Genomic DNA, 13,615 nt, shown 5'->3' with positions numbered 1-13,615 from the left:
CACCTTATTTCTCCAGGTCCATGATCTTCTGTACCCGTTGGGTATGGTAGCTGCCCAGGAAGGAAGCCCCCAGATAGGCATCCACGATCTGTTCCGCCAGGCCGGTGCCCAGCACCCGGGCCCCCAGGCAGAGGATATTGGCATTGTTGTGTTCCCGGGCCTTTTCCGCGCTGTAGCAGTCTCCGCACACCGCGGCCCGGATGCCGTGGATCTTGTTGGCGGCAATGGACATGCCCAGGCCGGTGCCGCAGATCAGGATGCCCTGGTCCGCCTTGCCGGCAGCCACCCCTTCGCCCACCTTCTTGGCGTAGTCCGGATAGTCCACCCGGTCCGGGGTGTAAGCCCCTGCATCTTCCACTTCATAGCCCTTGTCCGCCAGATATTTCTTCAAAACTTCCTTCAATTCAAAACCGCCGTGGTCACAGCCGATCATGATTTTCATAAGTTTTGCCTCCCTACTCCAAAGTAAAATGCGTTCGCCGCATATCATATTTATTGTAACACACCTGTTATTCTATTACCATTCCCTGTAAAAACTCCGGCACCTGGCCGCTCTGTTTTTTGTACAGCCCCCGGTCGTAGACCAGGATGTTGTGACCGGCGCTTTTCCGCATCCGGTTCATGATGGCAAGGCCCAGTCCCTGGGTGGAGACCCCTTCTCCCAGGATGATGTCCACCTGCTGCCGGTCGAATTCCCGGAGTTCCGTGTACAGGTTCTCTGCCAGATCCTTCAGATCCTTTCCGGCATCACAGATCACCAGATGGGGCGTATGGGGCAGGTGTTGGACCGTTTCGTCCAGGGCCAGCACCCCCACTTTCAGTCCCCAGGCTTCCCCCATAATAGCCGCCCGGATCACCCCTGCTCCCGCATCCGGTCCTTCGATGAGCACCATGGGGGCCTTGGGCGCATAATGGCGGTACTTCATTCCCGGAGCCTTGGGCTTCTGGTCCGGGCTCACCAGTCCCGGGTCCAGTTCCACGGCCCCCATCACCTGCTGGATCATCTCTTCGGTGATGCCCCCGGGACGGAGGATCACCGGTTCTTTCCCGGTAGTGTCGATGATGGTGCTTTCCACCCCGATGTCACAGGGGCCTCCGTCCACCACTCCTCCGATGATGCCCTCCATGTCCTGGAGCACATCCTGGGCGTTGGTGGGGCTGGGCTTCCCGGATTTGTTGGCGGAAGGAGCCGCCAGAGGCCGTCCGGTAAGCCGGATCAGGGCCCGGGCCACAGGATTGCTGGGGAACCGGACCGCCACCGTCTCCTGACCGGCAGTGACCACATCCGGGATGATCTCCGACTTGGGCACAATGAGGGTCATGGGTCCGGGCCAGAAGGCAGCCATGAGTTTTTCCGCCATGGGGGAAAGCCCGGACGTAAGGGGCCGGATCTCTTCCATTTCGCTGATGTGGAGGATCAGGGGATTGTCCGCCGGACGTCCCTTGGCGGCAAAGATTTTCCGGCAGGCCTCTCCGTTCAGCCCGTCCGCCCCCAGGCCGTACACGGTTTCCGTGGGAAAGGCCACCACTTCTCCCTGCCGGAGCAGGGCAGCCGCCGGTTCCAGCTGGGAATCCAGCGGTTCATCGTTCTTTAATTTCCAGCACTGCGTTTCCATAGACAGAACCCCCTTTGGCGGCAAAGACCATCCGGTCCTTGTCCCCGTAATCTTTCCGTACTTTCACACAATCCAGGCCCGCTTCCCGGCACAGCCGGGCCACGTCCTCTCCCTGGTCCTGGCCGATCTCGAAGGCCGCCAGGCCCTGGGGATCCAGATACTCCCAGATATCCTTCAGGATCCGCCGGTAAAAGTCCAGGCCATCCCGGCCCCCATCCAGGGCCCGCCGGGGTTCCCGGTGGACTTCCGCCTGGAGCCCGGCCAGATCCCCTTCCGGGATGTAGGGCGGGTTGGAGACCAGTACCTGGAACTTCGGTTCCTTCGGGACCTTTTCATACAGGTTGGACACCACCGTATCCAGCCGGTCCTCCACCCCCAGGCTCCGGGCGTTTTCCCGGGTCACTTCCACGGCTCCCGGGCTGATGTCCACCCCGGTGCCATGAGCCTCCGGCAGTTCTGCCAGCAGGGAATCGACAATGGCCCCGCTGCCGCAGCCCAGATCCAGGATCCGTAACGGACCCCGGTCTTTGGTCAGGCTCACCAGCTGTTCCACCAGAAGCTCCGTTTCCGGACGGGGAATCAGGGTGTCCTGGGTCACCTTGAAATCATACTGGAGGAACCCTTTGTGTCCCAGAATATAGGCCACCGGCTCCCGGGCCGCCCGCCGGGCCACATAGCTCCGGTACTGTTTCAGTTCCTGTTCTTCCAGGGGCTCATCGAAATTGGTGTACAGCTGGATCCGGCTTTTGTCCAGCACAGCACAAAGCAGCACTTCCGCATCCAGGCGCGGATTTTCCACGCCTTTGGAGCTGAAGTACTGCTGAGTCCACTGAAGGATTTTCAATATGGTCCAAACGGTTCTTTGTTCCTGCATCTTATTTCACCTGCTGGAGTTTCTTGGCCTGTTCCGCCATCATCAGGGCATCCAGGAGTTCATCCAGGTCCCCGTTGATGATGTCCGGCAGCTTGTGGAGGGTGAGCCCGATCCGGTGGTCGGTGACCCGGCCCTGGGGATAGTTGTAGGTCCGGATCCGTTCACTCCGGTCTCCGGTGCCCACCTGGCTTTTCCGTTCCGCCGCGGTGGCCGCCCGCTGTTTTTCCTGTTCCGCTTCCAGGATCCGGGACCGGAGCACCCGCAGGCACTTTTCCCGGTTCTTGGCCTGGGATTTTTCGTCCTGGCACTGGGCCACGATCCCGGTGGGGATGTGAGTCATCCGGACGGCGGATTCGGTTTTGTTCACGTACTGGCCCCCGGCCCCTCCGGCCCGATAGGTATCCACCCGGATATCCGCCGGGTTCAGTTCGATATCCACTTCCTGGGCTTCCGGCATCACCGCCACGGTCACCGTGGAGGTGTGGACCCGGCCCTGGGATTCCGTATCCGGCACCCGCTGGACCCGGTGGACCCCGCTTTCAAACTTCATGTGGCTGTACACATCGGTGCCGGACACCATGAACACCACTTCCTTGAAGCCCCCCAGGCCAGTGGGACTGGAATCCATCAGTTCCACCTTCCAGCCTTTCTGTTCTGCATACCGGGTGTACATCCGGAACAGGTCCCCGGCAAACAGGGCCGCTTCGTCTCCCCCGGCTCCCGCCCGGATCTCCATGATGATGTTCTTTTCATCGTTGGGATCCTTGGGCAAAAGCAGCAGGGTCAGTTTTTCCTCATAGGCCTCCAGCTGAGGCTGGAGTTCCTTCATTTCCTCTTCCGCCATGGCGGTGAGTTCCTGGTCTTCCCTGGCTTTGACAATGGCTTCATCGTCCTTCCAGGTGTCCACCAGTTTTTTGTAGTCCCGGTACACCGTGACGATCTCCGTCAGTTTGGAATGGGCCTTGGTGTATTTCAGCCACTCCTCCTGCCGGGCGATCACTTCCGGATCGCTGATCTTGGCTTCCAGGTCCAGGTACCGGTCTTCCAGGTCCTGGAGTTTATCCAAATTCTCAAACATAGGCGTTCCCCGTCATTCAATGATTTCTTCCGGCGGCAGCACCGCTTTCAGGGAAGCGATGGCCACTTCGATCTGGTCGTCGTCCGGCTGCCGGGTGGTCAGTTTCTGGAGGGCCAGCCCCGGCAGTATGGCGGCCCGTACCCAGGCCTTGTCCATATGCTTTCCTGCAAACCGGATGATTTCGTAGCTGATCCCGGCCACCACCGGCATCAGGAGGATCCGGGACAGGATCCGCTCCCACAGGCTGGGCCAGCCCAGAAAGGCAAAGATGAAGATCCCGATGAGCATGACAATCATCAGGAAATTGGTGCCGCACCGGGGATGGAGAGTGGAAAAGGGCCGTACGTTCTCCACCCGCAGAGGCAGCCCGTGTTCATAGGTATAGATGGTCTTGTGCTCCGCCCCATGGTACTGGAACACCCGCTGGATGTCTTTCTGCCGGGAAATCCCCCAGATGTACAGGAGGAAAATGGCCAGCCGCATAAGCCCTTCGCACAGGTTCAGGACCATGGGCCCCACTCCCTGGTTCTGGAGCAGCTTCATGGCCCCGGTGGGCAGCACCACGAACAGCAGCACCGCCAGTCCGATGGAAACCGCCATGGTCCCTGCCATTTCCAGGCTGCTCATGGATTCTTCCCCGTCCTCTTCGTCCCCGGATACCTGGGCGGAAAAAGACAGAGCCTTCATGCCGTACCCCAGGGATTCCACCAGGGAAACCACCCCCCGGAGGAAGGGCTTCTTCAGGATGGGATACCGGTCGCTGATGCTTCCTGCAGGCTTCAGGTCCACGGTAATCTCTCCGTTGGGTTTGCGCACCGCTACGGCAATCTTCCCCGGTCCCCGCATCATCACTCCCTCGATGACCGCTTGGCCACCGACACTTAATTTTTTGGTCATACCATGACTCCCTGGATACAAGAAAAGGAGTGCTGCAATGTCTGCAAGTCACTCCCTGTTCAAGCGCATTTTTTATTTTGCGTCTTTGCCGTACCGTTTGTTGAATTTTTCGATCCGGCCTCTGGCAGACATATCACGCTGCTTACCAGTGAAGAAAGGATGGCATTTGGAGCAAACGTCCACCCGCAGTTCCTTTTTCACACTGCCAGTTTTGAATGTATTCCCACAGCCACAAATCACGGTGCATTCACCGTAGTTAGGATGGATACCCTTTTTCATTATGAAACACCTCTTTCTGAAATTGCATTAATATATCCCGACATTAACGCTTGACAATTATATCATACTCCCCTTGTCCGTGCAAGAGTCCTTCTCCCTATTCCAGGAAAAATCCGGGGTTCTCTCCCCTTTGTCCGGAGGATTCTCCCGGAGTGCCAGCCGGAGGAACACTTTCATGGCCTGGGTCAGCCATTTGTCCTTGTGGTAGAACAGCTGCCGGTACATGTGCATGTGGAAATCCTTCACCTGGAGGATCTGCAGCCGGTCCCGGTAGGGGCTGTTTTCCACCACGTACTGGGGCAGGAAGGACAGGCCCAGTCCCCGCTGGACCATATCCAGGATGAATCCGGTATCGCTGACTTCCAATATAGGGTTCAGTGCCAGCTGCCGGGCCGCCAGCTGCTGGTCCAGGCTCAGCCGGTAGTTGTCTGCCTTTTCCGTCAGGAAAAAGGGTTGGCGGATCACCTGGTCCAGTTTCAGGTCTTTTTCCCGGGCCAGCGGAGAATCCACAGAACACACAAACACAATATTCTCCTGTTTCTGGAAAACCTTTTCCCATTTTCCATCATATAAAGGCTTGTCCAGTACATACACCAGATCCACCTTGTTGTGGTTCAGGGCGTCCAGCAGCACACTGGGCGAATCGATGGTGATGGTGATATGGAGCTGGGGCAGGTTCCGGCATACGTAATCCATCACCTGGGGCATGTGGGCCTTGCACAGGCTTTCGATCATGCCGATCCGCAGGGCTTCTGCCGGCGGCCGGTTGTGCATCACATTCTCCAGTTCCTCCACCTCCTGGAGAATGGGCAGTACCCGCCGGGCCAGCTGCCTGCCAGGAGGAGTCAGAGTTACCTGCTTGCCCAGCCGGTCAAAAAGACGGACCCCCAGCTCATTTTCCAGAGAATGAATTTGTACACTGAGGGCGGACTGTGAGTACCCCAGTTCCTTCGCCGCCCGGGAGAAACTTTCCAGTTCCATAATTTTCAGAAAGCTTTTTAATTCTCTTAGTTCCATTTTGTCAACAGCCCCTTGTTGTTATTAAAAATTTTCATCGATTAAATCGAGTTTATTAATTTGCTTTATGAGTACAACCATAGTACACTGAATAAACAGAAAAGTCAAACGCAAGCTTCCCAGCCGGCGGGAAGCGGTTTGTCAAGTTCAGGGGAGGTTAGTTTTCATGAAACTCGGTCTTGTACCAAAAATCATCATCGCCATTATCATTGGTATCCTTATTGGGCAGTATCTGCCGGAAGATGTCTGCCGTACCGTCGTTACTCTTTCCGGCATCTTCAGCAATTTCCTGAAATTCGTCATTCCTTTGATGATTCTGGCCTATGTGACCATGGGCATCGCAGATCTGAGCCAGGGCGCAGGCAAGCTGCTCCTGATTACCGCCATTATCGCCTACGGTTCCACCCTGATCGGCGGGACCTTCTCCTTTACCGTAGCAGACACCCTGTTCCCGTCCTTCATCAGCGCCGGGGTGCTGGAAGAACTGGCCAAGACTGCCGGCAAGAGCCTGCCGCCCTTCTTCTCCATTTCCATTCCGCCCATCCTGGACACCATCTCCGCTGTGGTGCTGGCCTTCATCGTGGGCCTGTGCCTGTCTTCCCTCCGGGGCAAGGAAATCGGGGATACCCTGTACAACTGCTTTAAAGATTTCTCCAAGATCATCGACCAGGTCCTGACCCATGCCATTGTTCCCTTCCTGCCGCTGTACATCTGCGGCACCTTTGTGGACATGACCCGTTCCGGCAAGGCCTTCGTGATCCTGAGTGTTCTCTGGAAAGTTTTCCTGGTGGTCATCGCCATGCATCTGATTCTGTTGTTCGTACAGTTCATGGTTGCCGGTTCCTTCAGCGGGAAAAACCCCTTCACCCTGATGAAGAACCAGATCCCGGGCTATACCACCGCCCTGGGGACCCAGTCTTCCGCAGCCACTATTCCGGTCAACCTGGAATGCTCCAAGGCTGACGGCGTCTGCGAACAGATCCGCAACTTCGTGATCCCTCTGTGCGCCAACATCCATATGTGCGGTTCCATGATCACCATTACTGCTTGTGCCACGGCGGTCTGCCTTATGTACCAGATCCCCATCCACCTGGGCACGGTCATTCCCTTCATCATGACCCTGGGGGTTGCCATGGTGGCTTCTCCGGGTGCTCCCGGCGGTTCCATCATGACGGCCCTGCCCTTCCTGTGGATGATCTTCGGGAAAGAACAGGGCGACCCCAACGGCCCCATCTGCGCCCTGATGGTTGCCCTGTACATTACCCAGGATTCCTTCGGGACCGCCTGCAACGTGTCCGGGGACAATGCCATCGCCGTAGTGGTGGACAAAATCTACAAAACCTGGATCAAAAAATAATTTCCGTCAAAAGCGTTCCATCTCCATCTGATCCCCTTCTGCAGCTGTCTGCTTGACAAGATTCAGGCACCATGGGTATGCTGTCAGGGAAACATCCGACAATCCTTCCTGTTTTACCGGATTTCCCTGACAGCCTGCTCCCTGCGTCCGGTTCCGGTCAGACAGAGAGAATGGAACGTTTTTTTATTTCACTTTCAGGAGGTTCATCATGAACATTTTCGATATTATCGGGCCGGTGATGATCGGTCCTTCCAGTTCCCACACTGCCGGTGCCGTCCGTCTGGGACGGGTGGCCAACAAGCTGCTCCAGAGCGAGCCCAAGGACATTAAAATCGAACTGTCCGGTTCCTTCGCCAAAACCTACAAAGGCCACGGCACGGACAAGGCCCTGCTGGCCGGGATCCTGGGGTACCACAGCTATTCTGAAGAGATCCGCAGCATCTTCTCCATTGCGGACAAAAAAGGCATCCATTACACCTACATCCCCACGGAGATCCCCAATTCCCATCCCAACACCGCCCGGATCCAGGTGACCTGTGCTGACGGCAGCCAGCACACGGTCCAGGGAGCCAGCATCGGCGGCGGCAACATCCGGGTGGACTATGTGGACGGCATGAAGGTGGACTTCACCGGGGAACGGAATACCATCCTGGTGCCCCATTACGACCGGCCGGGGGTCATTGCGGCTGTAACCAATATTATGTGGCAGAAACACAAGGACATCAACATCGGCAGCTTCCGGCTCACCCGTCCCGTCAAGGGCGGCATTGCCATGATGACCATCGAAGTGGACGGGATGCCCCCGGCGGATGTAATCGACGCCATCCGTTCCGTCCAGTACGTCACCAACGTAATCCTGATCCGTGCCATTTAAGGAGGAAACCATGTTTACCTATACATCCATTGCTGAACTGGTGGAAGCCGCAGAAAAAAGCGGCAAAAAAATCAGCGAACTGGTCCTGGCTGACCAGGCGGAATCCATGGAACAAAGCCAGGCAGAACTATTCGACCGGATGTCCACCGATCTGGACGTAATGATCGATGCGGTGAAATTCGGAGAAAAGAAAGACCAGAAGTCCACTTCCGGACTCACCGGCGGGGAAGGCTGGAAAATGAACGACTACACCGCCCGGACCAACGGCGGCCTCTCCGGCACCATCATCGACCACGCCATTGCCCGGGCCCTGTCCGTAACAGGCTGCAATGCCTCCATGGGCCGGATCGTGGCCACCCCCACCGCCGGCAGCTGCGGCATCCTCCCTGGCTGTCTCCTGACCATGATGGAAGAAAAGGGCATGGACCGGAAGAATGTGATCATGTCCATCTTCACCGCCGGCGCTTTCGGTATGGTCATCGCCCAGAACGCCTGCATCGCCGGGGCCCAGGGAGGCTGCCAGGCAGAATGCGGCAGTGCTTCCGGCATGGCAGCGGCAGCCCTAGTGGAACTGGCCGGGGGCACTCCCCAGATGGCGGCGGACGCCTGTGCCATGGCCATTGCCAACCAGCTGGGCCTGGTATGTGATCCGGTGGCCGGACTGGTGGAAATCCCCTGCATCAAGCGGAACGCCAGCGGGGTGGTCATCGCCTTCTCTGCAGCGGACATGGCCCTGGCCGGGATCCGTTCCTGTATCCCGGTGGATGAATGTGTAGAAGCCATGCGGGCTGTGGGCAGCGCTCTCCCCGCCTCCCTGAGAGAAACCGCCGGCGGCGGCCTGGCCGTCACCAAGACAGGGAAGAGATTGAAAGAGCAGGTGTTTGGGAAGGAATAAAAAAAGGAGCTGTTGCGCATGCAACAGCTCTTTTTTTATATTCTCTCAAACACCCCGATGAACACGGCCATCAACGTCAGTCCCACTCCCAGGGACCAGGCGCAGAGTTTTTTCTCTATGGGCTGGAGGGGGAAGTATTCTTCTTCGTCAGCCTCCAGTTGGGCGGCATGGACTTTGGCCCCGGTGGGACGGACCACCTGTCTTTCATAATACTGATCGGCGGTGGAATGGACGTTGGTAAGGATTTCGCTTTCCATATTATATCCCTTCTTTCTCACAAAAAGATCTTACAGGGTAGGCGGCAGAATGCCGTGATAGAAAATGTAGGAGATGCCCAGGCCCACCCAGATGATGAACCCGGCCAGGGCTACGGAATAGACCCCGATCACCCGGCCCAGGCCGGCTTTCCACAGCTTCCGCACATTGGTCACCAGGCCGATGGAGAAGAAGCACAGGCCGAAGAACACCGCCCGGAGCAGGTTGGCCTGACCGGCACCGGCTTTGGCCCCGGCCACAATGGAGGGATGGGCCCAGCCCGCCAGGAAGATCCCCACCAGAGCCAGGACGAAGCCCAGGATGAATTTGGGGAACCGGTTCCAGATTTCCTTTTTGGATACCTTTCCGCCGCCGGCAGCAGCCTTGGGATCATTCAGATGGTACACGGACCAGACCACCGCCAGGATAAAGGACCAGACTCCGATGAAAATGTCGATGAACACTTTGGAAGTGGTGGCCGCCATGAGGATCCATCCTTCCTGGTACCGGACCCCGAACAGTTCCAGGGCCCGGCTGCGGATCAGGCTGTCCGCAATGGCCCCGGAAGCTACGGCGCCTCCGTCACTTTTCACCACAAGACCCAGCCAGGAGCCGGCCACCATGGGATCCCCGGGCAGGAAATAGGCAGCGGCAAAGGGCAGGATCAAAAGTTCCACTGCCACGAACACAATGATTACGGAAGCCAGGATGGTGGGGATGATCTGCCGGGCTTTGATGGCGCTGCCGGTGGCAATGGCGGCGGCCACCCCGCAGATGGAGATCCCGGAAGCCATGGGAGCGGCCCATTCCGGAGTAAACTTGAAGAATTTCCGGGCCACAAAATACACCACCGGCCAGTAAATCAGGTAGGCTTCCACCACGGCGCACAAACCCCGGAGGATTACGGTGCTGGCCAGACCCAGGGCACTGATGGCCTGGATCCCGATGTTGGCTCCCAGGATCACGATGCCGGTCTTGATGTACCATTCCGGTTTGCCTGCATGGGAGAGATATTTGGCCAGGCCGGGAAAGAAGTTCCCGATTACCAGTCCGGCCAGCAGGGCGAACACAAAGCCCAGTTCTCCCAGGCTCAGGGACCAGCCGATGTGGAAGGCTTCCCGTTTGTTGGGCGTGGCGGCCAGGTAGGCGTAGTTCCCCAGGATGTTGGACAGGATGGTGATCCAGTAGATCACCGAAAAGCCCCCGGCGAATTTTTTCACATCCGCCTTCATGAAATGAGCCCCCAGGGAGGTGACTGCCAGGGTGAACACCCAGGTGGCTGCCAGAGCCCCGGCACTGCCCAGCCAGGCATAGGCCTTGGATCCGGTGCCCACCGCTTTGGCAGGATCGATCCACACTCCAAAGGTGGCCGCCCATCCCAAAAGGTCAAAGCCCCAGATCTTTCCCAGACCCAGGAGCGTAATGAACAGGCCCAGCCATACGGCCCACCAGTCTTCGCTGCCCAGCAGCCCTGTGGGACGGACTGCCGGGATTTTCGTTTCGTTTGCCATGATAACCACCTCATCTGTATTTTGCTCCGGTGGCCGCAAAAAAGCGCCACCTGTCCGACAGATGGCGCGCAATAGAAAAACCATGGGTCTGCACTGACTCATCTGCCGGGATCTTTCCCGCTGACCAAGCATCCGGGATATTTCCCGCCGCTGCAGCTTCCCAGGGGCCAGTCCCTCCGCTGCTGATGATGTTCCGTGCAGAGCTGTTCATTTGTCCAAAGACCGGTTATACAGTCTCCGTCCCGCCGCTGCTGCACATTCGGCAACAACAGCAACACATCGTGTACGTTCCCATGATTCTTCTCCCCGTTTCAGATTTAGAATTCATATAATTTCACTATGTATTAAATGCATGAGAAAAGTATAGCTAATTAGTGGGAATTTGTCAAGAAAAAAAAATGGAGCAGCACGCCCCATTTTTTTTCAGCGGTCAGCCGTCAATCCCTCCATCTTCTCCAAAAAAATGGCCAGGATCAAGAGATCCGCACAGCCTCCCGGGCTGATGTTCTTTTTTACGAAGCTTTCGTTCAGGTCCCAGACGGCCTGGAGCCCTTCCCGGGTGAAGGCGCCCCCTTTGTCCAGCACGGCCCCGGCCTCTTTCTGGGCCTGTTCCAGGGTAGCCTGGTCGGACCGGCTGAGGATGTTGGTGTCTTCCACTTGGCTCAGGAGCAGCAGCAGAGTCTGGATATAGGCCTCGTTGTCCGGTCTCCCTTCCTGCCGAAACTTCCGCAGAGCCGGCAGGGCGATTTTTGCCACCGCCGGGAACCCGTCCATGGCTTCCCCCCGGATTCCCCGGCACCCCTGTTCCACATAGAGCACTTCTCCGTGGGTGTGGGGATGGTACCGGTCGATTTTGGCAAAATCCCGTTCCAGAAGAGGTGTCACCGCCGCTCCGATTTCCCGGAGCACCGCCTCGCTTTCCACCTTTCCGGTCCGGGCCAGGTGACGGAGGGTGAAGCTGGTCACAAGGCCCAGGGAAAAGATGATTCCCTTGTGGGTGTTCACATTCCCGGTAGCCCGGAACATGGCCTTTTCCGCCGCCGCCCCCATGGGCCGGAGGGCGGCAAACAGGGCTTCGTCCTCCCCTTCCCAGTTCCAGCCTTTTTCAGCCATCTGCCGGAGATGGGGCACAATGGCGTCAGTACTCCGGGCAAAGGTGTGCCAGTCCATGTCCCGGTGAGCGCCCGGATTGTCCCGGTCCACCAGCCCCGGTTTGGGAGTGGCATCCACTTCTCCCTGGAGTCCCTGGCGCAGTGCCTGTTCCACCCGGTCCATGAGAAAATTTTCCAATATCCGGTGGATGTTCCGCACCAGCACCGGCACACTGTGCTTCCGGCTCCGGGCGCAGGCCTGGGCCGGCTGGGAGCACACCAGGCACAGCCGGCCGGGGAGCCCGATGTCCGTCCGGGAAATCTTGTGCCCGTCTTCTGCCAGCACATCCATGTCATAGAGCCGGCCCAGCCGGTCCTGTCCTTCCATGGTGCAGGCGATTTTCTTGATACGGAGGGCATCCCCGTCCAGTACATAGTATTTTTCATAGCCGGTTTTCCAGTCAATGACCTTCTGGAACAGGATGGGGATCCCGGCTTCTGCCAGGGCCTTTTCCAACCGGCGGATTCCCTCCAGGAACCCCAGATGGATCAGGACAGAAGTCTTCACCGGCCCCGGGATGTTCTGGGTGAAGAACAGCAGCGGCTTGTGATACCGCTCCAGCAGTTTTTTCTGGGCGGCAGCACGGCCGTCCCGGGCCAGGAGCATATCCGGCACTTCCACAGCCGGGCCGGCCAGATGGATTACAGGTTCTTTCATAGAGTCATGGTTCCTTCCTTGTTTTCCCCAGGGTCCGGATCAGTTCGATGAAGGCCCGGGCATAGGGGCTGAGATAGGCGTCCTTCCGGCAGCATACATAGCAGTACCGTTTGTTGGCCACGCCCAGTAAAGGATACAACACACACTTGTCCTGTGACAAGAAGTAATTGTCCAGATACACATCCGGGCAGATGAACACTGCCTCCATGGCGGATACCAGCCGTTTCCCCACTTCGATGCTGGAGGTTTCCAGGATCACATTGGGTTTGATTTCATAGACGCTGAACAGGGTATCCTGGACCCGGCGTACATTGTGGCCTTCGGTAATGGAGACGAATTCCTCGTTCTTGGCTTCGGTGATGTGGATGGGGGTCCCGGGCTTCACCCGCTGGGCCAGGGTGGTCATTTTGTTGGCTACCAGCACCACGTCTTCCGTTTCCACCAGTTCATACTTCAGTTCGTCGTTGGTGGGCGTGGTGGTGAGCACAGCCAGGTCCACGCCCCCGTTGAGGACTTCGTTTTCCGTAATGTTGCTGCCCGCTTCATGGATCTGGAGCTTGATATGGGGATACCGCTGACGGAACACCGGCATCACTGCGGGCAGCATCTGCATGGCCCGCTGGACCGGGATTCCCAGCCGCAGGGTGCCGTACCCTTCATATTGGATATCCGCCACCTCATGGAGCAGATTGGAGCTGATGGTGATCACCTGTTTCACCGCTGCAATGTATTTTTTCCCCGCTTCCGTGAGCACAATGGGATTGGTGTTCCGCAGGAAGATGGGAGCCCCCAGGTATTTTTCCACCGCCTTGATGGTCTGGCTCAGGGCCGGCTGGGATACGTGCATGGTCTTGGAAGCATTGGTGATGCTCCCTTCCTTGATGATTTCCATAATATACTGCGCATGTTTCAGGTTCATAACACCCTCCGTTTCCTTTTTTTTTCCCAAAAATTCCCCTATTTCCAAAGAAGTTTTAATTTCTTATATTTTGACACAATTGCACAAATCCCCGTACCCCGCATGGAGTGGGAGTTTCTGCCGTTTGATAAGGAATGACTTATACAGATTATATCATTATTTATATTCGATTTCCAATTTTTCCTGTGATACTATCAAAGTGCATCATAATGTACAATGTACGATTTTCAGAAG

General features: G+C 57.2%; 14 protein-coding genes. 3 read left to right on the top strand and 11 right to left on the bottom strand.

Features of this window, described 5'->3' with window-relative positions; translation table 11 throughout:
* Window positions 1–4 precede the first annotated feature (4 nt).
* The 7 genes from rpiB to ACTQY5_RS06170 form a co-directional block, all read right to left on the bottom strand.
* Window positions 5–442, bottom strand: coding sequence for a ribose 5-phosphate isomerase B (gene rpiB, locus ACTQY5_RS06200; protein WP_022486931.1), 438 nt, complete (start codon window positions 440–442; stop codon window positions 5–7).
* 67 nt (window positions 443–509) lie between these two features.
* Window positions 510–1,616 (bottom strand): L-threonylcarbamoyladenylate synthase, encoded by a 1,107-nt coding sequence (locus ACTQY5_RS06195; protein ID WP_022486932.1) that lies wholly within the window; start codon window positions 1,614–1,616, stop codon window positions 510–512.
* Complete coding sequence (gene prmC / locus ACTQY5_RS06190; RefSeq protein WP_022486933.1) at window positions 1,582–2,490, bottom strand: peptide chain release factor N(5)-glutamine methyltransferase; 909 nt, start codon at window positions 2,488–2,490, stop codon at window positions 1,582–1,584. Before prmC ends, ACTQY5_RS06195 begins: the two co-directional genes overlap by 35 nt.
* Window position 2,491: 1 nt before the next feature.
* A complete protein-coding gene (gene prfA / locus ACTQY5_RS06185) occupies window positions 2,492–3,568 on the bottom strand; it encodes a peptide chain release factor 1 (RefSeq protein WP_022486934.1) in 1,077 nt (358 codons plus the stop codon).
* Between the two features lie 12 nt (window positions 3,569–3,580).
* Window positions 3,581–4,465, bottom strand: coding sequence for a DUF1385 domain-containing protein (locus tag ACTQY5_RS06180; RefSeq protein ID WP_022486935.1), 885 nt, complete (start codon window positions 4,463–4,465; stop codon window positions 3,581–3,583).
* A 72-nt stretch (window positions 4,466–4,537) separates the two neighbouring features.
* Window positions 4,538–4,744, bottom strand: coding sequence for a 50S ribosomal protein L31 (gene rpmE, locus ACTQY5_RS06175; protein ID WP_012937812.1), 207 nt, complete (start codon window positions 4,742–4,744; stop codon window positions 4,538–4,540).
* Window positions 4,745–4,801: 57 nt separating this feature from the next.
* Window positions 4,802–5,761, bottom strand: a complete 960-nt coding sequence (locus tag ACTQY5_RS06170) for a LysR family transcriptional regulator (protein WP_441368957.1) — start codon at window positions 5,759–5,761, stop codon at window positions 4,802–4,804.
* Between the two features lie 166 nt (window positions 5,762–5,927).
* On the opposite strand from ACTQY5_RS06170, the gene ACTQY5_RS06165 reads away from it, so the two are divergent.
* The 3 genes from ACTQY5_RS06165 (at window position 5,928) to sdaAA (ending at window position 8,887) form a co-directional block, all read left to right on the top strand.
* Window positions 5,928–7,118 (top strand): dicarboxylate/amino acid:cation symporter, encoded by a 1,191-nt coding sequence (locus tag ACTQY5_RS06165; RefSeq protein ID WP_441368956.1) that lies wholly within the window; start codon window positions 5,928–5,930, stop codon window positions 7,116–7,118.
* Between the two features lie 208 nt (window positions 7,119–7,326).
* The gene (gene sdaAB, locus ACTQY5_RS06160; RefSeq protein WP_022486938.1) at window positions 7,327–7,992 is read left to right on the top strand and encodes an L-serine ammonia-lyase, iron-sulfur-dependent subunit beta; all 666 of its coding nucleotides are present in this window, start codon (window positions 7,327–7,329) and stop codon (window positions 7,990–7,992) included.
* A gap of 10 nt (window positions 7,993–8,002) precedes the next feature.
* Window positions 8,003–8,887 carry an L-serine ammonia-lyase, iron-sulfur-dependent, subunit alpha gene (gene sdaAA / locus ACTQY5_RS06155; RefSeq protein ID WP_441368955.1) on the top strand — a complete coding sequence of 295 codons (885 nt, stop codon included), beginning with the start codon at window positions 8,003–8,005 and terminating at the stop codon, window positions 8,885–8,887.
* Window positions 8,888–8,922: 35 nt separating this feature from the next.
* Here sdaAA and ACTQY5_RS06150 read toward each other — a convergent pair whose 3' ends face one another.
* The 4 genes from ACTQY5_RS06150 to ACTQY5_RS06135 form a co-directional block, all read right to left on the bottom strand.
* Complete coding sequence (locus tag ACTQY5_RS06150) at window positions 8,923–9,144, bottom strand: hypothetical protein (protein WP_022486940.1); 222 nt, start codon at window positions 9,142–9,144, stop codon at window positions 8,923–8,925.
* 30 nt (window positions 9,145–9,174) lie between these two features.
* Window positions 9,175–10,653: a putative sulfate exporter family transporter gene (locus ACTQY5_RS06145; protein ID WP_308664310.1), complete on the bottom strand. Its 1,479-nt coding sequence runs from the start codon at window positions 10,651–10,653 to the stop codon at window positions 9,175–9,177.
* A 423-nt stretch (window positions 10,654–11,076) separates the two neighbouring features.
* A complete protein-coding gene (gene citG, locus ACTQY5_RS06140) occupies window positions 11,077–12,462 on the bottom strand; it encodes a triphosphoribosyl-dephospho-CoA synthase CitG (protein WP_022486942.1) in 1,386 nt (461 codons plus the stop codon).
* A 4-nt stretch (window positions 12,463–12,466) separates the two neighbouring features.
* Complete coding sequence (locus ACTQY5_RS06135; RefSeq protein WP_022486943.1) at window positions 12,467–13,381, bottom strand: LysR family transcriptional regulator; 915 nt, start codon at window positions 13,379–13,381, stop codon at window positions 12,467–12,469.
* Window positions 13,382–13,615: the final 234 nt, after the last annotated feature.

Origin of the sequence: Acidaminococcus sp. HCP3S3_H5, assembly GCF_052122235.1 — a bacterium.
In the GTDB taxonomy this organism is placed as follows: Bacteria; Bacillota; Negativicutes; order Acidaminococcales; family Acidaminococcaceae; genus Acidaminococcus.
Note: the sequence above shows the minus strand (reverse complement) of the source record. Positions and strands in the feature narration are given on the sequence as shown.